The organism is Sorangiineae bacterium MSr12523, assembly GCA_037157775.1.
Classification (GTDB): Bacteria; Myxococcota_A; Polyangia; order Polyangiales; family Polyangiaceae; genus Pendulispora; species Pendulispora brunnea.
In genome coordinates, this window is sequence record CP089982.1 from 1,712,719 (window position 1) to 1,732,749 (window position 20,031).

The window sequence follows — 20,031 nt, forward strand, 5'->3', positions numbered from 1 at the left end:
AGTGCATGGCCTCCGCACCGGTCCTGCACAACCCCGTCCGTCGGCTTCGCCGCGCCGAGTACGAGACGTTGGCAGAGACAGGGGCGTTCGAAAATGAGCGTGTCGAGTTGCTCTATGGCACCATCGTCCACATGAGCCCGAAAGGCATCGCTCATGATCGGGCGATCGAGCGGCTGAACGAGTTGCTTCTGTTGCAATTGGCGGGGCGAGTCGCCGTTCGGATTCAGAGTGCCTTTGCGGCCTCGGATGGCTCCGAGCCGGAACCCGATATTGCCATCGTGCCGCGCGACGAGCATCGCACCGCCCACCCCGACAAGGCCTTCCTCCTCATCGAAGTCGCCGACAGCTCCCTCCTCACGGACCGCACCACCAAAGCGCAGCTCTACGCCGAGTGCGGCGTCCCCGAATACTGGGTCGTCAACGTGCGCGACGGCATCGTCGAGGTGCACACGGAAATCGTAGCCGGCGCCTATACCCGGCTCCAGCCATACCGCCCCGGCGGCATCCTCCGCCCCACCGCGTTCCCGGACGCCGAAATCCGCGTCAGCGACATTCTCTAGGCAGTCGCCGAGCGAAGCGGCAAGGTGTAAGCTGCGCCCTCCCGATGAGCGCCAAGCAAACACCGAAACAACTTCTTCTCTCCCAGGGCAAGCTCGACAAAGACATCGTCGCCGTCACGATCGGCGGCAAGCTCTTCGACCTTCACACGCCCGTCGAGACCACGGACCCGACTGCGCTCACGCCCGTTCGTGCCACGGAGCCTCTTGGCCTCGAGGTCATCCGCCACTCCACCGCCCACGTCATGGCGGATGCGGTGCAGCGCCTTTTCCCCGGCACCAAGGTCACCATCGGCCCGGCCATCGAGGACGGCTTTTACTACGACTTCGACAAGCCCAATGGGCCCTTCACCGAAGAAGACCTCGCGAAGATCGAAGAGACGATGCGCGCCATCGTCAAAGAGGACACCGAGTTCCGGCGCGAGGTCATCGCGCGCGATGCGGCCATCCGTCTCTTCAAGGAGATGGGCGAGACCTACAAGGTCGACATCATCGAGCGCCGCCCCGTCGACGAAGAGCTCACGCTCTACCGCCACGGCAAACCGGACCACGAATGGGTCGACTTTTGCGCCGGCCCGCACGTCCCGCGCACCGGCTTGCTCAAAGCCGTGAAGCTCACCAGCGTGGCCGGCGCCTACTGGCGCGGCGACGAACGCAACCCGATGCTCCAGCGCATCTACGGCACCGCGTTCCCCTCGCAGGATGCCCTCAAAGAGCACCTGCGCCAGCTCGAAGAAGCCAAGGCCCGTGACCACCGCAAGGTCGGCAAAGAGCTCGAGCTCTTTCTCTTCGACCCCGTCGCACCGGCCATGCCGTTTTTCCTGCCGAAGGGCGCCTTCGTCTACAACAAGCTCTTCGAGTACATGCGCGACCTCTACGTCAAGCAAGGCTACGACGAGGTCATCACCCCGCAGCTCTTCGACCCGAAGCTATTTCGCACCAGCGGCCACCTCGGTCACTACAGCGAGAACATGTACCGCGTGTGGACCGAGGACCTCCTCGCCGAAATGACCGACGAAGAGAAGGCCAAAGGCTTCGACGCCGTCGCCGAGAAATTGCGGTCGCAGTCGTTCGGCATCAAGCCGATGAACTGCCCGAGCCACTGCGCCATCTTCGGAGCGCGCAAGCGCTCGTACCGCGAGCTTCCCTGGCGCGTCGCCGACTTCGGCCGCCTTCACCGCTACGAGCGTGGCGGCACCCTTCACGGATTGTCGCGCGTCCGCAGTTTCTGCCAGGACGACGCCCACATCTTTTGCGCCGAGGAGCAGGTTGGCGCCGAAACCAAGGCGTTTCTCGACTTTTTCTACCAGGTGTACCGCACGTTCGGCTTCGAGAAGATCGACGTCAAGCTCGCCACCCGCCCCGACAGCCGCATCGGCTCCGACGAACTTTGGGACCGCGCCGAGGCCGCCCTGGCCGAAGGCCTCAAAGCCGCCGGCATCGAGTACGAAATCTCCGAAGGGGAGGGCGCCTTCTACGGGCCGAAGCTCGAATTCCACGTGCAAGATGTCCTGAAGCGCAGCTGGCAGCTCGGCACGTTCCAGTACGATCCGAACCTGCCCGAGCGCTTCGACCTGAGTTACATCGGGACGGACGGCAAAGAACACCGCCCGGTCATGCTCCACCGCGCGATTTTTGGCTCCCTGGAGCGCTTTTTCGCCATCTACCTGGAGCACTGCGCCGGAAATTTCCCGACCTGGCTCTCGCCGAGGCAAGCCATCGTGCTTACCGTCAGCGACAAAGTGGATTCCTACGCCCTGGAAAGCCGAGACAAGCTGATCGCGCGCGGCATTCGCGCCGACATCGACAACAGCGCAGACAAGCTCGGCGCCAAGATCCGCAACGCCCGCCTCGCCCGCTACCCCTACCTGTGTGTCGTGGGCCAAAAAGAGGCAGAAACCGGCACCTTGGGCGTTCGCTCCCGCGACCGCGGCGAGCTCGGTGCCATTTCCTTCGACGAATTCGCCGAAATGGTCGTGCGTGAAAGCCAGCCTTAACCCCGGCCCCTTCTGGCCGGTACGGGCAAGCTCCGGGGAGGGGCGCGTCAAAGGCAAGCCCTGCGGTTGCCTGTTGACGGCACCGCCGCGCCCACGGCTATCATCCGCGCCCGCAGATGCAGACGCCGATGGAGATGCCCTACTATCGCCCCGTGGCGTTTTCCCGTATGGGATTTGTCTCGTTTGTTTTTCCGGCCGCGATGAACGGCCCCGTTCAAGAAAAGAAAGCAACTAGGAGGTTACGGTCAGCCAATGCCGATGGGTCGCCCTCGCTTTGATCCGCGCCAGCAGCAGCGCGGTTTTCAGATTCGCGTCAATCACCGCATTCGAGTTCCGGAGGTCCGTGTCATCGGAGCCGACGGCGGAATGCTCGGTGTGCTGCAAACCCACGAAGCGTTGAGAATGGCGCAGGAGCAGGGGCTCGATCTCGTCGAGGTCAATCCCAAGGCCGAGCCGCCGGTTTGCAAGATCCTCGATTTTGGAAAGTACAAATACGAGGAGAAGAAGAAGACGGCCGAGGCCAAGCGCAAGCAGACCGTGGTCGAAATCAAAGAGATCAAGCTTCGCCCGAAGACCGACGATCACGACATCGCCTTCAAGGTGAAGGCCGCCCGTCGCTTCATCGAAGCCGGTCACAAAGTAAAGGTGACCGTGCGCTTCCGCGGACGCGAGATCACGCACCCCGAGAAGGCGCAAGAGCAGCTCACCATCGTCATCCAAGCGACCGACGACGTGGCCAACGTCGAAACGCGCGCGATGATGGAAGCACGCACCATGACCGTGCTCCTCGCACCGAAGCCCGCTGTCATGCAGAAGGTCGCACAGGCGAAGATCGCGGCCGAGAAAGCGCGTCAGCAGGCCGAGAAAGAAGGCCGCGCTCTTCCGTCGGATCCCTCGATTCTCAACGTCGACGACATCGATGACGATGATGACGACGACGATGATGATGACGAGGACGAGGCGGCGACCAACTGAGGTCACATCGTCATCCCTCGCCTGAGGGGCGGTGACCTCGGAAGAGTCTCGACTACAACGTCGTTGTTGATTTTTTGACACGAACACACCGACGTGTCGGCCATGGCCGAGCTAAGCTCGAGTCATCATGGAAAAATCCCTCCGACGTAGCTTCTTCACGGTCGCGATGGTGGGGACGTTGCTCGCTTCGGCGAGCGACGTCCAAGCGTCACTCACCCTTGGTGAGACGTCGCAAGTTCGTCAGTTCGTCACGTCCGCCCAGTTGGCGAACGCTCCGCGGTTGCGCGCCCTCGTCGCGCGCCCCGATCTCAGCGTCGATGAGTCGGCCGCCGCCCTTTCCGATGCACTCGCGTCGCAAGTCTTCAACGACACGCGTGCGTCCTTCCTTCATGAGCTCGTCTTTGGCGGAGCCTCCCGCGCCTCGCGCTCCGTCCTCGCCTTGGCCGCCACGCGCGCGGTGCTCGCGCGAGCCGATGCACTCTACACGCTTTCTGCGGAGGATCTCGACAAGCACCCCGCCGCTGCCGCGGAGCTTCAAGGGATCTACGCGTTTCTCTCGTCCGATCTGGCAACCCCCGGCCAGCGTCGCGGTCTCGGCGCCGACCCGCTCACGGGCATCGCGCTCACCACGTACGACGACTGCGTTCGCGCCATCGCGGGCCACATCGACAAGCACCCCAAGCTGCTTCGTACCGGTGTCCCCGTTTCGGCGACCGTTTCCAAGGTGCGCGCGCAAGTGCAGCTTGCCCTCGCCGACTTCGTCAACGACAGCCCCACGTACCGCATCGACGTTGCCGATCGATTGGCGCTGACGGGCGCACGCCGCTCGTTCTTCACCGAGTCCGGCGTTCTGGTGCTCGATGCGGGCAAAGCCAGCGATGGCCACATCGAATCGGTGCGCCGTCTGTGGAGCCGCCTGCCCGGCGCCCGCACGGACGCCCATGCGATTTACTTCGGCGATGCCAACCCGGGTCTTCGCGCACGCAGCTCCGTCTTGGCGGTGAAAACGCCGCTCGAAGCGAAGAAGGTCGAGCTCTTCGGGGCCGACGTGGAAGCTGGTCCCATCGACAGCGCCATTGCCGACTTTGCAGGGGCATTGGCCAACGTGGCCGTGCGCCGCGCATTGTCGAACCGCGCCGAATTGCGGGCCCAAACGGAGCGCGACGTCCGCCAGGTTCGAGGGGATGCCAAAAAGCTGATTGGCAATGTGAATGAGCCTTCCGCCGAATTGGCTCTGACGTCTGCCGTACAACTCCTTTTGATCGACGCCCAGCGGACCGTCGATTCCGTTTCATCGCGGTTCTTGTCCGGTTCCCCGGAGAGCTCCGCCGTCCTGGCCGACGCCGTCGCCGTATTGGTCGCCGCCTCGCCCAACGCGCCCACCCCGACGGGCCTCGCCATTCCCGTCGGCAAATACGATGCAGCCACCGGCACCACGGAAACGACCTTCGCCACCGCCGTGCGCCTCGGTCCGAGTGGACTCGGAGTTACCGGCTTCACCTTGTCCGGCCGCAAATGGGATTTCTCCCGCGGCGATTCGGGTGTCGTCACCGCCATCCAATGCGATGGCACCGCCGTCAATGCCACCGCATTGTCCACACTCCGCAAACCGGGAGTCGCGGGAACATCCGCAATTGTCGCGACGTCGCGACAAGCCCTCGAGGATAAGCCGACCACGAAAGTCGACACCACCGCCGCCGTTGGCGCCAAATCCGAAAAAGCACCGCGATAACCATGATTTGCAAAGCCAATCGCGCCAATGGCGCGATTGGCTTCCACCACTGCCGCGAAATTATGGCGCCGACCTCTTGTACCCGTGCTCGCCACGGCCGTAGTCTCCGCGCCCATGAAAAGAACCACTGTCCTGGCTTTGGGGGCAACTCTTGGCTTCCTAGGCCTATTCACCACCGCCGCCGCCATCGCCGGCTGCAGCAGCGACGACGATAACAAAACAGCGCCGCGCCGCCTCTCCCAAAAGAACGAAGCTTGCCAGAGCTCGAACGACTGCGCCGACGGCCTCGCCTGCCGTCCGAGTTCGTCGAGTAGCTCCGCCGGCGTATGCGTGACGAGCGTCTTCAAGATCTCCGCCACGGCAAAATTTTGCGACACGACTCAGTGTTCGCAGAAGGTCGACTGCTGCCCGAAGCCGACGGACTATGTCCAAGAGGTTGGCTACACATGCGAGACGCTGCAGCGCTACTGCGGAGATGGCGGCCCGTCCGGCGAACCATACTGCGGATATTACAATAAATACTGCACCTGCGATAAATCGGACTGCGTCAATGATAAGTGCGTACGGACGGTGTGTGCCACGGATAGCGAATGTCCGGTCACGGGCAGAAATCATTGCGCCGCGGGACAGTGTGTCGCGTGCGTCGAAGACGCCCACTGCAAGGACGGAAATGCGTGCGTAAACGGCGAATGCAAGCCGCCGTGTGCTCTCGATTCGGATTGCAGCAACTTCGACCGGTGCGTAGCTGGCAAATGTCTCAACTCCGGCTGCAAATCCGACCGCGAGTGCGTTGCCTACTTGAGGGACGTCGAAGCAACATGCAATTCCGACGGGACCTGCTCGAAGCCGTGCCAGACCGACCTTGAATGTGACGAGCCCAACTCGTACGACTTCTACTCGTGCGTCGAACACAAGTGCACCAACGTCGGCTGTTCCAGTGATAAGGATTGCACCCTGAAGAACGGAGGCCGGCCGCCTTCGGATGCAAAGACGAAGTACGTTTGCCGCGAGAAGAGGGCGGGGCAGTAGTTGAAGTGACCTATCGCAGCCCTCCCTGCAGGGGGAGGGCTGTTGTTGGACGAGCCTTTTTTTGACGCAACGTCCGGCACCGAATAGCGGATTAGAACTCTCGAGTTGGGACGGACACTCCCTGGGCCGAAGCGGGAACGGTTCCACGTCCGTCCACTCGTAACTCGGGAACGCCGGCCCCGCCCGGGCCGGGCCTTGCATCCGTGGTGGTTAGAATAGGTGCGCCGGCCTTGAAGGCAATCCCGATCGACGGGCCTCCACCACCGCTCCCGCTCACTCCGGCGCGTCCGCCTGCGCCGCCATGAGCCCCACTCAACGAGGGGTAGTTCGGCAGACCGCCGGCCTCTCCGCCAGGCGTGGGGGCGCTGCCATTCGTTCCTTTTCCGCCGCCACCGCCGCCCACGGTTTCGATAGTCGACGCGAATATTTGTATCGGACTTTGCACTGCGACCAACGCCACGCTTGCACCGCCACCACCACCCGGAGTGCCTGCAACGCCAGGACAACCGCCCGCACCCCCACCTCCTCCCGTCGATGTTACCAATTGCTCATTTTCCTCTCTCGCTTGACGAAACGGGGCGTGAGCACCGCCACCACCACCGCCCTGCCCAGGGCGACCATCTGTTCCCTTTAGACCATTGCTTGGAACGTACTCACCTATCTCGCTGAAGCCTCCTATACCGTCACCGCTTCTCCCATCAACGCCGGTGGCGCCTGATCGCGCAATCGCGGGCGGCGGACTCCCGTTCACACCCGCGCCCAGGGCGACATCGTACTGCGCCACTGGTCCCTGCGGCGCCCCTGGTTCCGGAGGAGCATTTTCAACCCATCGCCCAGCGCTGTCCGCCGTGTAAATGCCTCCAATTCCTCCCCATCCGCCTGGTTGGATTGGGTATTCGGATCTTCCGCTGCAGAAGCCCATATGTCCTCCAAGTGGGCCAATCCGATTTGCGCTGCACGCGCCTTCCTTGCAACTCACCTCGAACAACGGCGGACTACCATTCAGACCCGCATCAGGCACAAGCTGTAAGCCCTCGACGCCATCCGCGCCTTTTGCGCCAGCTCCGGCACGAATCTTCGAGTTGTAGATCTTCACCCCTGGTGACGAAATCGCCACCACGGCAATCGAGCTGCCCGATGGCGTCGTCGCATCGGGGGAGCGAATCTCGAAGCCGTCGACGCGTGCGTTGTGGATGCCCGTGGCTTTCACGGCGGGGCTGGAGGGGCCGTCGATGACGGCTTTGGCGGGGCCGGTTTTCCATGTGGGGGCGCTGCAATCGAAGTAGCCGTAGATTTCGACGTCTTCGGCGAGGGTAATTTGTTCGCGGTAGGATTGGGCGCAGGCGTAAACGCGTTTGCCGTTTACCTTGGCGGCGTCGATGGCCTTCTGCAGCGATGCGAAAGGGAAGACACTGGAGCCGTCGCCGGTGGCGGTTCCCTTGCTCGATGACACGAAGAGTCCGCACTTGTCGCTGATGCCCCACTCGGCCTCGGCGGGAGGCGCGACCGGGCAGCCCTCGATGACCGGCCGAGGCTCGCGTCCTCCTCCTCCCGTGCCCGGATCGGAGCTGGAACCGCCGCACGCCACGAACACGCTTACTCCAAAGACAATACCGACTCGCCGCATAGAGCCCTCCTCGAAGATGTTCCTCATCCATCGGCTGGCACGAGACCGTGGTTTCGTTGTTTCGGACCCGAGCACACGAATGCCGTGATGACGATTGAACAACGCTCGAGCCCGCAAGAAGTTGCCCGACTTGGTCTAGGACCACCGAGGGCGACCGCTTGCGCAGGTCCCGTAATCGAGACGGAGAGCTTTCGATGGTTCGAATGCGTGGTCACGTCGATCGTGGCCGAAAGAATGCGGTCGCGCGTGACGAATACGGATTTTAGATATGACTCGTCAATTAATTGTCGAACAGGACTCGATTCTGTTCACTGAATACCATTTTGGGCGGAACGGCTGCGCTTGTTGCCTTCGATTCAGGCCGGAATCTCTACGCAGTCCTACGTCGTCCAAATGAGTGACACTCGGGCCTTCGCAAATTAATTTATTCCCGCCGCTAAATTAATAATGAGAATACAAGCCTAGAGGGCACCATGGTGAAACGTTTCATGCTGGTTTCGCGCCAAACGAATTCCTGCTTATTTCGTGCATTTTGTTGCCTAGGCAACACATGATGGCAGGTCGCGGATTTTCGCGGCGAGTACGATGCATTGCGGCTGGTCGAATCCGTCCGCGCGCGTTGGCGGGGCAAATCCATTTGCGGGGACTCGCTTGACAGTGCGCATGGCGTAACTACCGTTCTCTAACGATTCGCCGCGTCGAAGCAGGCTGCCAACAGCCCCCGCCACGATAAACCAAACGTGCCGCCCCATTGGGAGTGAACTGTTGGTACCGAGCGTCGGCGTCGCTCGAACGCCGCTATTGCGGGTTCAGAGCCAAAATAGACACGCGTAGTGCAGCGATTCGGTGCCAATGGGTGACCGGCTCGTAACCATCGCGCCAGGCCTCACGTCGACACCGTACGCGCCGCGCCTCGTTGCTCGTGTCTCGCGAAGTTCGCTCGTTCACCCAAAGAGGGGTTTAAATGAATTACGACGTAATCATCTTAGGTACCGGGATTTCCGGGTCGATACTGGCCGCCATCACCGCGCGTCACGGGCTCAGCACATTGTTGATCGACCATGGCCACCATCCGCGGTTCACGGTCGGCGAATCCATGATCCCGGGCACGTCGCACCTCCTTCGAATCATGGCTGAGCGCTACGACGTTCCGGAGCTCGAATACGTCAGCACATTTCGCAGTTTGCGTCGTCACGTTACGAGCTCCTCGGGAATGAAGCGAAATTTCTCCTTCGTGCATCACACCACCGGCGCTCGTCTCGATCCCACGAAATCGACGATGCTGCCGATACCGCACTACCCGAATGGCCCCGAAAGCCACCTCATGCGGCAGGACGTCGACGCCTTCCTCTTTGCCGTCGCCGTTCGTTACGGCGCTGACGCCCTTCAGGATACGAGCGTCGTCGACTTCGAAAAACACGAGCAGGGGTGGACTCTCAAAACGAAATGCGGCCGCACCCTCCACGGCAAATACATCGTCGATGGGTCGGGTCACAATTCCGTGCTCGCCAAGCGGTACGGTTGGCGCGAGCCCAGGACCCGCCTCGATAGCCACTCGAGGTCGATTTTTACCCATATGGTGGGCGTTCGGCCGTTCGACGACTTCTTCGGGCCGCAGACGCATCGCCTGCCGCAGCCTCTCTCCCAAGGGACGCTGCACCACATCTTCGATGGCGGCTGGCTTTGGGTGATTCCATTCGACAACCACGAATCGGCGGGAAATCCGCTTTGCAGTGTGGGGTTGCAGCTCGATCCGAGGAGATTTCCGCCGGATCCCGAGGGGCCCGAAGCCGAGTTCAGAAAGTTCCTGGCGAAATATCCCGATATGGCGGTGCAATTCGAACACGCGCGTGCGGTGCGCGCATGGGTGTCTGCCCCGCGGTTGCAGTATTCGAGCACGACGGTCGTTGGGGACCGGTGCTGCCTCGCACCGCACTCTGCAGGCTTCGTCGATCCACTGTTTTCGCGCGGACTGCATATCACGATGGAGAGCATCAATGCGTTGGCGCACCGGCTCATCGACGCAGTAAGGCTCGACGATTTCTCCTCCGAGAGATTTCAGCCCCTCGAGAAGCTCACGCAAACGCTCATCGAATCGCACGACAAGCTCACCAATGGCTCCTTCATCGCCTTCCGCGATTTCGAACTTTGGAACGCATGGTACCGCGTGTGGGTTCTCGGTGGCTTTTACAGCACGCTCCGTTTTCAACGCGCCCACGTGCAGTTCCGGCGCACGAAAGACCGGCGCTTCCTCGACAACCTGGAGAACCACGAGCACTTCGGCACGCCGTCGCCGGAAATGGACGAATACCAAACGCTCTTTCGAAGCGCTTACGCGATCATGCTCGATGTCGAGGCCGCGCGGATCTCGATACCGGTCGCGATATCCAAGTTGTATGCACTCTATCGAGGCAAGCCGTGGATTCCGCCCGGCTACGGGCTCGACGACCGCTCGAGGCGATACGCCACTTCGGGTGACTTGAAATCTCTGGTGCTGAGTACATATTGGGGATACCGCCACGCTCCAACGGAAGTGCGCCGTCGCTACTTCGATTTTCCACCCACCGAACTGGTCAAAAGTGTTTTGAAGGAGCTGGTGGACGAGAAGCTCGGGGTACGCCGGCTTCGCGATGCCGCGCACTACGCGAGGTTCGATAGGTATCGAAGCGCGCAATCGCCGGAGTACCCGCTTCCGGCTCATGCCAGAGTACCCGCGAGCGACGCGCCCGCCTCGGGCACGCAGCCGGTGGTGGATATCCAGATTTCGCACAAATCGAGAACGAACGACGTTCTCAACGGGAGTAGGACCGCGGAAGCGGTCGCAAAGTAGTTGGTCACATTTCTTAATGAGAAGAGGGGCAACGATGAGCTCTACGAACGTGCAATACAAAGAACCGACGAGGCTCGTAGCCGACAAATTGGGGATTCTCAGGACCATCGACAACGTTTCGATGCTCGAGGATCTCGCCCACGAGGCCTTTCAGAACAAAGGCGGTGAACTGTGGAGAGAGATTCAGCGGCTCCTGTTCACCATCAACCTGCGGCTGATGGACAGCGGATTCGGACTGGGCAAGCTCCGCTCGGAATCGGATTGGAGGATTCGCAATGTCATCGAGCGGGTGGAGCAAGCCTACCTGCCCCGCGAGGACGTGCCGATCGAACTCACGAATTACGATGACTTCCTTACCTGGCTGAAGGGGCGAATTGCGTTGCACCGCGTGAACTCGCATGCCTTGTTCGATTTCTTCGACCGCGGGGACATTACCGCGGAGGAGTGCCGCTACTTTCTTTCCAACTACCGCGTGAACATGCAGCGTTTCCACCTGCACGTCGCGGCGTACAGCCTCATCGTACCCTTCCAGATGCGCCAGGAACTGTACGACAATTTGTATGACGAGTTCGGCCAGGGCAACTTCGCGCAGGCCCATCCGAATCTGTTCGAACCGTTGATGAAACACTACGGCGGCGCAAAGGAATCCGATCACAACGCGGAGACGTACCATTTGCTCAATACGAAAATCAGCTTGTGCTGGTTTGCCGATGGTCTGCATTACGGATTGGGCGGCCTGGGCGCGCTGGAGTTGAGCATTCCTGCCCAACAAAAACGGGTGCTGGCGTACCTTCGGCGCCGCGGCTTGAGCGAGGAGCTGGTCAAATTCTTCGTGGTCCATTGCGAGCTGGATGGGGAGCACGGCGACGGATGGTTCGCGGCCGGAAAGCCCTACACGCACACGCGCCGCCATTTCCAGAAGGTCTTCGACGGCGCGATGCGCATGCTCGAGGCCCGCGCCGGCGTTTACGACGGCGTTCTGAACGGCATCATCGCTCAGCGCGCGACTGCGGCGGCCTCCGGACCCGCGAGCCGGCCGCTCGCCATCGCGCAAGCCGCTCAGTGACAACCATCCTCGATCGATAGGGCATTCATATGCGATTAGGCTCTCTGGTGGATACAAAAGCGTTGCGCGTTTGGTGGAAACGGGCGAACGGGCATGCGGGGCTGCTCGGTGGGACCGCGGTCGCTGCAAGCGTCGCGCTCGGGGCGGGGTGCTCTGCCGATATATCCGATGAGAGCCCCCCGGACGAATTGCCCCTTGCGGAGCGGACTCCGCCGAGAGCCTCCTATTCGAGTCCCATCGCCCTTTCTCGAGACGACTCGCTGCTCTGGGTGGTGAACTCGGATACGGATCGCGTATCGGTCATTCGTACCGATACCAACACCGTGTTGGGGGGCCTGCCCGTCGGCGATGGCCCGCAGAGCATCGCCATCGATCCGGCGAACCGATATGCCTACGTGGCCAATGCCCAAAGCAACGACGTCTCGGTCATCGACATCGGCCAGCTGCGCCCGAATGGATTCGCTGCGGGGGCGCGCGATCGGCGCATCACGACCGGCGGTGCGCCATCCAGCGTCGTGGTCTCTCCGGATGGCCGGCGAGTCTTCGTCGCGAATGGCAGTCAGGATACGATTACCGTTCTCGATGGCCGCGATCAACATTTCGTCGGGCTCATCGATTTACGTAAGGGCGCGTGCAATGGCGATGATCCATCCCGTCACTTTCAGCCACGTGCCATGGCCATCGCGGCCGACGGCAGGCGTCTCTACGTAACGCGCTTCCTTTCGTACACCCGGCCCGGCGGAGTCCAAGCGGACGACTACGGAAAGGAAGGACTGGTCTGCCGCATCGACCTGGATGCGGGATCCTCGGGCCTGCGCACACGACTGACGCCAATCCGGCTGGCTCCGTCGGATACCGGTTTTGCAGATACGCGCGGAGGCGCTACGGGAGCATTTCCGAATCAATTGCAGAGCATCGTCCTCCGCGACGGCCACGCGTATCTTCCCAACATTGCCGCTTCACCGACTGGGCCGCTCCACTTCGACGTCGATACCCAGGCGTACGTCAATCGAATCGATGGCATCGGCGGCGCGGAGACGGACGGGGGGGCGCTGAATCTTCACTTGGGGGCGAGGGATCCAGAGCCTGGCAAGCCGATGCTGTTCTTCGCGAATCCGAGCGCGATGGCGTTCACCACCCAAAGTGGAAGAGGCTCTGCGTACGTCGTTTCGTCCGCCAGCGACCTGCTCGTCAAGCTCGATGTCGATGCCGCCGGCGTGCTGCATTTCACGACCGATGACAACACGACCCGCTACATCGACCTGAACGATCCGGATGCGCCGGAGACGCGCGGGCCCAACGCGGGAAAGAACCCGATGGGTATCGTCATCAATGCGCGGGGCACGAAGGCCTACGTGGTCAATCACGTGTCGCGCAACGTATCGGTCGTGAATCTGTCCAGCGACAGGGTCGAAGCGGTGGTGAGCACGGATCGGTTGCCGCTGCCGGGCTCGCGTGACGAGCTTCTCCTGGTCGGCGCGGAGATGTTCTTCTCCTCGCGAGGCAATTTCGTCCGGCCCGACGGGGCAGGGGGGTCGAATCGAAACCGCCTCTCCGATCATGGCCATCAAGCGTGTTCGAGCTGCCATCCGGCGGGTCTCACCGACGGCGTCGTTTGGCAATTCGCGAGTGGTCCGCGAAAGACGATTGCCATCAACGGGACCACGAATCCGCGAAATCGCGCGCAGCAGCGCATCATCAATGCATCGGCGATCTTCGACGAGCTCGAGGACGTCGATTTCAATACGCGGCGGGTGTCGAGCGGTGAGCCGCTCACGACACCGAGGCCCTGCGTCGATTCAATGCCTCCGAGCGGTATCACGCAGAGCACGAATGACCCGGATCACGGGCTCATTCTCGGCCAGGAAAACGACTTTGCCATGGCACCATGTGTGCTGGTCCCGTTTGCAGCCGCAAATGAGAATCGACCGCAGCTACGGGTCCAACTGCCGGGTAGCTCGACCCTCGTCAAGGCGACGGATGCCCTCCGAGAGTGGCAGCGCAGTGCCGTGGTGACGCCGAATCGGGCGATGACGACGTCCGAGCTCTCGGCGGCGGGCCTGACGGGCGCGGGCGATGATGCCGATCGAGCAGACCGAGGGCGCGAACTGTTCGAAAGGGCGGGCTGCGCAACGTGCCATGGGGGCGGGCAGTGGACCATGAAGCAAAAGGACTTCGTGTCTCCTCCCGCGCCGGGCGAGATTGCGACGGAGGCGGCCGCGCCGGGCGCGAATGCGATGCAGTATATGCATCGCTTTCTCACGGACGTTGGAACCTTCGACCTCAACGTTCCCGGCTCGGACAATCCGCTGCCCGGTTATCCCGCGATCGGCGGCATCGAGCGAGACACCAACGGACTGAAAGCACTGGGCTTCGACTACGACGGAGACGGCAAGGGCAATGGCTACAATACCCCATCCCTCCTCGGCTCCTACAGTGTGCCGCCCTATTTTCACAATGGCGCGTGCGAGACGTTCCAATGCGTGTTGACCCATGTGAAGCATCGCCGTGCGGGACAGCAGCCCGGTCGACCCGATCCGCTGGATAGCGACGGCGCTCGGGCGAGCTTGGCGCTCTACCTCGAGTCGATCGACGTGCGAACGCGACCCCACTGACAGGGAGATATCGATGCACTCTTTTTCGCCTCTCACACCCACGGTGTTTCTCGAGCGCACCGGCCGCGTTTTTGCGAATGCGACGGCCATTCGACATGACGACGGGCTCGTGACGTACGGGAACCTGCTCCGCCGATCGCGGCGGCTTGCGACGGTCCTGCGAGAGCACGGCGTCCGATACGGCGACTGCATCGGATTGATGTCCGACAATGGCCCGCAGGTCATCGAGGCGAACTTCGGTATTCCCGGTGCCGGTGGCGTGGTCGTGAGTCTGAATCCGTGGCTGCCCACGGACGATATCGTCAAACAACTCCAAATGGTCGCTAGCCGCATTCTCATCGTGAGTCGCGCCTGCCTGCAGCGGCATGGGCTCGAAGCGCTCTCCGGCGGCGGCAGCCGGCGTCTCATCGGGTTTGGCGCGACCCCAGACAAAGATGCAACCTGCATCGACTACGAGGACGCGATTGCAAGTGCAGCGGACGAGATCCCGCTGAATGACATGGTGCGATCGGAAATGGATCCCATCGTCGTCAACTTCACGTCGGGCACGACCGGGCTCCCCAAGGGCGTCGTCATGAGTCATCGCGGGGCCTACCTGCACGCGCTGGGCCAAGTGCTCATGCTCGGGCTCACCCGCCAATCGCGTTATTTATGGACGCTCCCCATGTTCCACGTCAATGGGTGGGGGCACATATGGTCCAACGCGGCGGTCGGTGCTGGCCAAATCATGACCGAGGTTCCCGGCCCGACGGAGGAAGAAGAGACGCGTTTCGCGAGCCTGCTCGGCGAAGCGGGGGTGACCCATTTGGCGGGCGCTCCGAGGTTGCTGCGGCGGATCGTCTCGGCGGGCGCTGCGGCCTCCGCGTTGAAGGGATGCATCGTGGTGACGGGTGGCGCGGCGCCGACCCGCCCGCTGCTGAAACAGCTGGAAGCGCTCGGCGCGACGCTCATTCATCAGTACGGGCTGAACGAAACCTTTGGTCCGTACGTCGTTTGCGAGGAGCAATGGGACTGGGCGCACGAAGACAGCGAATCACGTGCCGCCTTCCGCGCGCGGCAAGGTGTGGCGGCCATTCACGCAGGAACGGGACTTCGTGTCGTCGACGCCGATGGTTTGGACGTTCCCGCGGACGGAAAAACCCCGGGTGAAGTGCTCATGTCGGGCAACACAGTCGCCCTTGGCTACTACAATAACCCCGAGGCAACCGCCCGTTCGTTCGTGAACGGGTGGTTTCACAGTGGAGACCTCGCGGTCGTTCACCCGGACGGGTATCTCGAGATCAAGGACCGCATCAAAGACTTGATTTACGTCGAGACGGATTACGGGTGGGAGAACATTTCCTCCATCGAAGTCGAGAATGTGCTCGTGCAGTGCCCCGGCGTCGGAGACGCCGCCTTGATCGGCCTGCAGACCGACGATGCGCAAGAGGGCGCGCGGTTGATTGCGGTCATCGAGGCGAGCAGCCAGCCGGCGCCCTCGCTCGAGGCGCTGCACGACTATTGCGAGCGGCACCTGCCCGTCCACATGCGCCCCAGCCGGTTCGTCCTGTCGAGCATTCCCAAAACCGCGACCGGCAAAACGCGAAAGGACCTGCTCGTCGACCGAGCGCTGCGTGAACCATGATTCGAATCAATCGACAACCCTCGAGGATGGAGTCGATGGCTGTCATCGCGACGATCTTCGTCGTCACGCTCGCTGTCAACCTCCAGGTACCCCTCTACAAGAGATACGCGGACATTGCCGGATATCAGCAAGGCCTCGTCTCGGTGACCTTTGCGGCCTATGTGGCGGGTCTCATTCCCGTGTTGCTCCTGCTCGGCGGCCTGGGCGACCGTTTTGGGAACAAGACCGCGCTCTTGCTCGGGCTGACGTTCGCGTTCGCGGGGCACGTCGCCATCATCGTCGATCCCACGATCCAAACGCTGTTGAAGACCCGCCTTTTGCAAGGCATTTCGATTGGACTGAGCGTGGGCGCCGGTACATCGTACCTCGCGGAGCTCACCGACAATCCTTCTCGCGCCGCCCGTCTGAGTACGGCGGCCGTGACCCTTGGACTCGGCAGCGGTGGACTCGTCACGAGCGCATGCCTCAACCAGCAGCCCAGCCTGGCGCCGATCAGCTATTACGGAGTGGCCTGCGCGACCCTTGCATGCCTCGGCGCCATGTTGCTTCTAAAGCGACGCCGCGCGAATGGCAGCGGAGGCCTGGTTCGTATACCGCTGATTTCGAAGAACACATTGCCCCTCGGCGTCGCCATCTTCCTTTCGTGGTCGCTGACGGGCATCATTTTAGCGACGATCCCCGCCTGGTTGGCTCTCACCGGGCAAGGCAAGTGGAGTGGGGTCGTCGTATTCATCGCGATTGCCGCGGGAGCTTTGATTCAACTCGGGCCGGAGGTCCGTCATCCGTTTCAATTTTTGCGAATTGGATACGCTCTCAATGCCTCCGCCTTGCTGCTCTTGATCATGGCCATTCACGAGCGCGCGACCGCGCTGCTGTTCGTGGCCTCCGCGCTGTCGGGTCTCAGCAGCTTCGGCTTTACGTACGTCGGAGGCCTCACCGGCACCTTGGCGGCGTGCCGCGATGACCGCGCGCGAGCGGTTTCCGGGTACTATCTGTTCGGCTACTTGGGTTTCGGCTTCCCCTGCATCGCCGTAGGCTACATGGCCGATCGATGGGGCCTCGAAGGGGCCTTGATCGGTTATGCCTCGGCCATCGCCGCGAGCTTCGGCCTCTGGCGCGCACTGCGTCGCATTCTTCGAACCAGCGATGAAGGCACCACATGGATAAGACATTCGTAGAAGACAAAGAGCGGGTCATCCAGCGCGAGAAGCAGAAGATGCAGCGGCACCTCTCCGTCGGCAACTGGACGGTGAAAGAGAAAGTCGCGCTCGCGTCCCGGATTCTTTGCCGCCACGGGCACGAATCCGGTTTGGCCGGGCAGATCACCGCGAGGGAAGCGGAGCGCGGATTCTTCACACAGCGTCTCGGCTGCGGAATGAGCGAGGTCCAAGCCTCGAATTTGCTCTTGGTCGACGAGCAGCTCCGGATCATCGAGGGCACGGGTATGCCCAATCCGGCCAATCGCTTTCACGCGTGGCTTTACCGCGCGCGCAAAGACATCCAGTGCATCGTGCACACGCACCCGCCGTACACGTCGGCGCTGTCGATGCTCGGCGTGCCTTTGGCGGTTTCGCACATGGACAGCTGTGCGCTCTACGAGAATGTCGCGTTTCTCGCTCATTGGCCGGGCGTTCCGGTGGGCGATGAAGAGGGCAAGCTGATCTCCGCCGCCATGGGCGACAAATCCGGACTCCTGTTGGCCCACCACGGAATGGTCGTGGTGGGCCGCAGTGTGGAAGAAGCATGCGTCTTGGCGCTGCAGTTCGAACGGGCGGCGCAGCTGCAGACGATTGCGGCCGGCGCAGGATCGATTCGCGCCATTCAACCCGAATTGGGCCGCGAGGCCCGCGATTGGCTGCTCCATCCCGCCCGGCTCGGGGCGACATTCGGCTATTACGCGCGCCGTGAGCTCGCCGTGGCCCCCCAATGCATCACGTGATGCGAGCCGTATTCGAACGAGGTTCCCGTGCTTACGTCGACTGATCAACCTCATAAGTCGCTGATGCTGGTTTACGGAGGCTTGCTCGCGGTGGCCGCGGCGTGCTTCTTCGCCGTCATCGCCTTTGGCGAGAAGACATTTCTTCCGCATGCCGTCGCACTCAGCGCAGCCCGGCCCGCCGCCGCATCGCACGCGACGCTTCATCTCTTGGGCGCGTTGGTCGCGCTTCTCCTGACGTCCGCCTTGCTGGGCGCGATCTGCCGCCGGATTCACCAGCCACCGGTGATTGGCGAAATTTTGGCCGGAATCTGCCTCGGCCCAAGCCTCTTGGGCCGGTTTGCACCGGCTGTGCAACACGCTCTTTTGCCGCCCGACGTCGCACCGCAGCTCGGGACCTTGTCTCAAATCGGCGTCGTGCTCTTCATGTTCCTCGTCGGCCTGGAGCTCGACACATCGATCATCCGTTCGCACAGCCATTCCACGCTCTCCATCTCGCATGCGAGCATCATCGTGCCTTTCGTGCTCGGCACCGTTGCGGCGATTTGGCTTTATCCAACGTTCGGAACGCCCACGGCCTCCTTTACCGTCTTTACTTTGTTTCTCGGAGTTTCGCTGTCCGTTACCGCATTTCCAGTGCTGGCCCGCATTTTGACGGACAATTCGCTGAACCAATCTCCCATGGGCGTCGTGGCATTGACCTGCGCCGCCGTCGACGATGTCACCGCGTGGTGCCTGCTCGCGCTCGTCGTGGGCGTCGCCAAGGCGAGCGCGTGGGACGCGGCGGTGACGTGTGCGAGCAGCTTGGCGTACATCGCCGTGCTCTTCTGGTTCGTTCGCCCCGCCATCAGCCGTTGGGTGCGCGCGCAGGGCGAACATACGCGATTTGCGCGCACGGCCATCACCGGCGTGTTGCTCGCGCTCTTGGTATCCTCTCTCATCACCGAGCATATCGGGATACACGCGATTTTCGGCGCCTTCCTGCTCGGCGCGATCATCCCCCACGACTCCTGGGTAGCACGCGCCATGAAAAGTCGATTCCACGACCTCGTCGTCGTGCTGTTCATGCCCGCGTTTTACGCCCTGGTCGGCATGCGAACGCAGCTCGCATTGCTCGACGGCGGGTCACAGTGGCTCACGTGCGGGGTGATCATCTTGCTCGCCTGCACGGGCAAGTTCGGTGGCAGTTACTTCGCCGCGCGCATCGCAGGGCTCCAGAAGCGGGATGCGGCATCGATTGGCATCTTGATGAACACCCGCGGGCTGATGGAGCTCGTGGTGCTGCAAGTGGGCTTCGACCTTGGCATCATCTCACCGACCTTGTTCGCCATGATGGTGGTCATGGCCTTGGTCACGACCTTTCTCACGAGCCCACTTCTGCGCCTCACGCGCGGCGTTCCGGCTCGCGGAGCCGCATCATGAGCGAGCCATTTTCAATCGCGATCATCACGGGCAGTCCGGTCCGGCCCTCCCGCGTCGAGGGACTCGCGGAGCTGATGGAGCAACGATTGTTGCGCGAGGGATTTCGCGTGCGCATGCTTCATGTTCGCGATCTGCCTGCCAAGGCATTGCTCCACGCCGAATTCAACGATCCGGCCATCAAAGAGGCGACCCGTCGGGTCGCGCAGGCCGACGGGGTCATTGCCGTGAGTCCCGTATACAAAGCAGCATACAGCGGAATGCTCAAAGCATTCATCGACCTGCTGCCGCAGTTCGCCCTGCGTGACAAGGTGGTCCTGCCGTTGCTCGTAGGTGGCACCACGGCCCACGTCCTCGCGATCGACTACGCGGTGCGTCCGATGCTGCAGTCGCTCGATCCTCGGCTCATCGTCAGTGGGCTGTTCGCGCTCGACAAGTCCATCGAGGTGGGGGAGGGGCCGGTGAAGTTGTGTCCCGAGGTCGCGACGCGGCTCGAGCAAATCACGCAGGCCTTCATCGACGGCCTGCGCGCGCACGGTTCCTTCACGAATGCGGCGGCAGCCGTGGAGGGCTTGACGGCTTTGGCAGGTTGACGCGGTACCAGGACGCTCGAGGCGTAAACGA

General features: G+C 62.2%; 13 protein-coding genes. 12 read left to right on the forward strand and 1 reads right to left on the reverse strand.

The window, feature by feature from the left end:
- Positions 1-5: 5 nt before the first annotated feature.
- From LZC95_06775 to LZC95_06790, 4 genes are all read left to right on the forward strand, one after another.
- The gene (locus LZC95_06775) at positions 6-560 is read left to right on the forward strand and encodes a Uma2 family endonuclease (protein ID WXA96542.1); all 555 of its coding nucleotides are present in this window, start codon (positions 6-8) and stop codon (positions 558-560) included.
- Between the two features lie 44 nt (positions 561-604).
- On the forward strand, positions 605-2,554 hold the full coding sequence (gene thrS / locus LZC95_06780; protein ID WXA96543.1) for a threonine--tRNA ligase: 1,950 nt from the start codon (positions 605-607) through the stop codon (positions 2,552-2,554).
- A gap of 252 nt (positions 2,555-2,806) precedes the next feature.
- Positions 2,807-3,529, forward strand: a complete 723-nt coding sequence (gene infC, locus LZC95_06785; GenBank protein WXA96544.1) for a translation initiation factor IF-3 — start codon at positions 2,807-2,809, stop codon at positions 3,527-3,529.
- Between the two features lie 127 nt (positions 3,530-3,656).
- Complete coding sequence (locus LZC95_06790; protein WXA96545.1) at positions 3,657-5,261, forward strand: hypothetical protein; 1,605 nt, start codon at positions 3,657-3,659, stop codon at positions 5,259-5,261.
- A 1,120-nt stretch (positions 5,262-6,381) separates the two neighbouring features.
- On the opposite strand, the gene LZC95_06795 is transcribed toward LZC95_06790, so the two are convergent.
- Positions 6,382-7,917: a hypothetical protein gene (locus LZC95_06795; protein WXB00369.1), complete on the reverse strand. Its 1,536-nt coding sequence runs from the start codon at positions 7,915-7,917 to the stop codon at positions 6,382-6,384.
- 964 nt (positions 7,918-8,881) lie between these two features.
- Here LZC95_06795 and LZC95_06800 point away from each other — a divergent pair.
- Genes LZC95_06800 through ssuE form a run of 8 tightly spaced genes read left to right on the forward strand, consistent with a single transcriptional unit; the run spans position 8,882 to position 20,000 of the window.
- On the forward strand, positions 8,882-10,747 hold the full coding sequence (locus tag LZC95_06800; GenBank protein ID WXA96546.1) for an NAD(P)/FAD-dependent oxidoreductase: 1,866 nt from the start codon (positions 8,882-8,884) through the stop codon (positions 10,745-10,747).
- Between the two features lie 34 nt (positions 10,748-10,781).
- Positions 10,782-11,813: an iron-containing redox enzyme family protein gene (locus LZC95_06805; protein ID WXA96547.1), complete on the forward strand. Its 1,032-nt coding sequence runs from the start codon at positions 10,782-10,784 to the stop codon at positions 11,811-11,813.
- A 47-nt stretch (positions 11,814-11,860) separates the two neighbouring features.
- Positions 11,861-14,428, forward strand: coding sequence for a beta-propeller fold lactonase family protein (locus LZC95_06810; protein ID WXA96548.1), 2,568 nt, complete (start codon positions 11,861-11,863; stop codon positions 14,426-14,428).
- A 13-nt stretch (positions 14,429-14,441) separates the two neighbouring features.
- Positions 14,442-16,052 carry an AMP-binding protein gene (locus LZC95_06815; GenBank protein WXA96549.1) on the forward strand — a complete coding sequence of 537 codons (1,611 nt, stop codon included), beginning with the start codon at positions 14,442-14,444 and terminating at the stop codon, positions 16,050-16,052.
- 35 nt (positions 16,053-16,087) lie between these two features.
- On the forward strand, positions 16,088-17,230 hold the full coding sequence (locus LZC95_06820; GenBank protein ID WXA96550.1) for an MFS transporter: 1,143 nt from the start codon (positions 16,088-16,090) through the stop codon (positions 17,228-17,230).
- On the forward strand, positions 17,212-17,991 hold the full coding sequence (locus tag LZC95_06825) for an aldolase (protein ID WXA96551.1): 780 nt from the start codon (positions 17,212-17,214) through the stop codon (positions 17,989-17,991). Before LZC95_06820 ends, LZC95_06825 begins: the two co-directional genes overlap by 19 nt.
- A gap of 27 nt (positions 17,992-18,018) precedes the next feature.
- Positions 18,019-19,410, forward strand: a complete 1,392-nt coding sequence (locus tag LZC95_06830) for a cation:proton antiporter (GenBank protein ID WXA96552.1) — start codon at positions 18,019-18,021, stop codon at positions 19,408-19,410.
- Positions 19,407-20,000 (forward strand): NADPH-dependent FMN reductase, encoded by a 594-nt coding sequence (ssuE, locus tag LZC95_06835; GenBank protein ID WXA96553.1) that lies wholly within the window; start codon positions 19,407-19,409, stop codon positions 19,998-20,000. The genes LZC95_06830 and ssuE overlap by 4 nt, the downstream gene beginning before the upstream one ends.
- Positions 20,001-20,031 lie beyond the last annotated feature (31 nt).

Coding starts and splice junctions, on each gene's coding strand:
- LZC95_06805 (WXA96547.1), top strand. CDS start 10,782: ATGAGCTCTACGAACGTGCAATACAAAGAACCGACGAGGCTCGTAGCC.
- LZC95_06815 (WXA96549.1), top strand. CDS start 14,442: ATGCACTCTTTTTCGCCTCTCACACCCACGGTGTTTCTCGAGCGCACC.
- thrS (WXA96543.1), top strand. CDS start 605: ATGAGCGCCAAGCAAACACCGAAACAACTTCTTCTCTCCCAGGGCAAG.
- LZC95_06795 (WXB00369.1), bottom strand. CDS start 7,917: ATGCGGCGAGTCGGTATTGTCTTTGGAGTAAGCGTGTTCGTGGCGTGC.
- LZC95_06800 (WXA96546.1), top strand. CDS start 8,882: ATGAATTACGACGTAATCATCTTAGGTACCGGGATTTCCGGGTCGATA.
- ssuE (WXA96553.1), top strand. CDS start 19,407: ATGAGCGAGCCATTTTCAATCGCGATCATCACGGGCAGTCCGGTCCGG.
- LZC95_06825 (WXA96551.1), top strand. CDS start 17,212: ATGGATAAGACATTCGTAGAAGACAAAGAGCGGGTCATCCAGCGCGAG.
- LZC95_06775 (WXA96542.1), top strand. CDS start 6: ATGGCCTCCGCACCGGTCCTGCACAACCCCGTCCGTCGGCTTCGCCGC.
- infC (WXA96544.1), top strand. CDS start 2,807: ATGCCGATGGGTCGCCCTCGCTTTGATCCGCGCCAGCAGCAGCGCGGT.
- LZC95_06790 (WXA96545.1), top strand. CDS start 3,657: ATGGAAAAATCCCTCCGACGTAGCTTCTTCACGGTCGCGATGGTGGGG.
- LZC95_06820 (WXA96550.1), top strand. CDS start 16,088: ATGGCTGTCATCGCGACGATCTTCGTCGTCACGCTCGCTGTCAACCTC.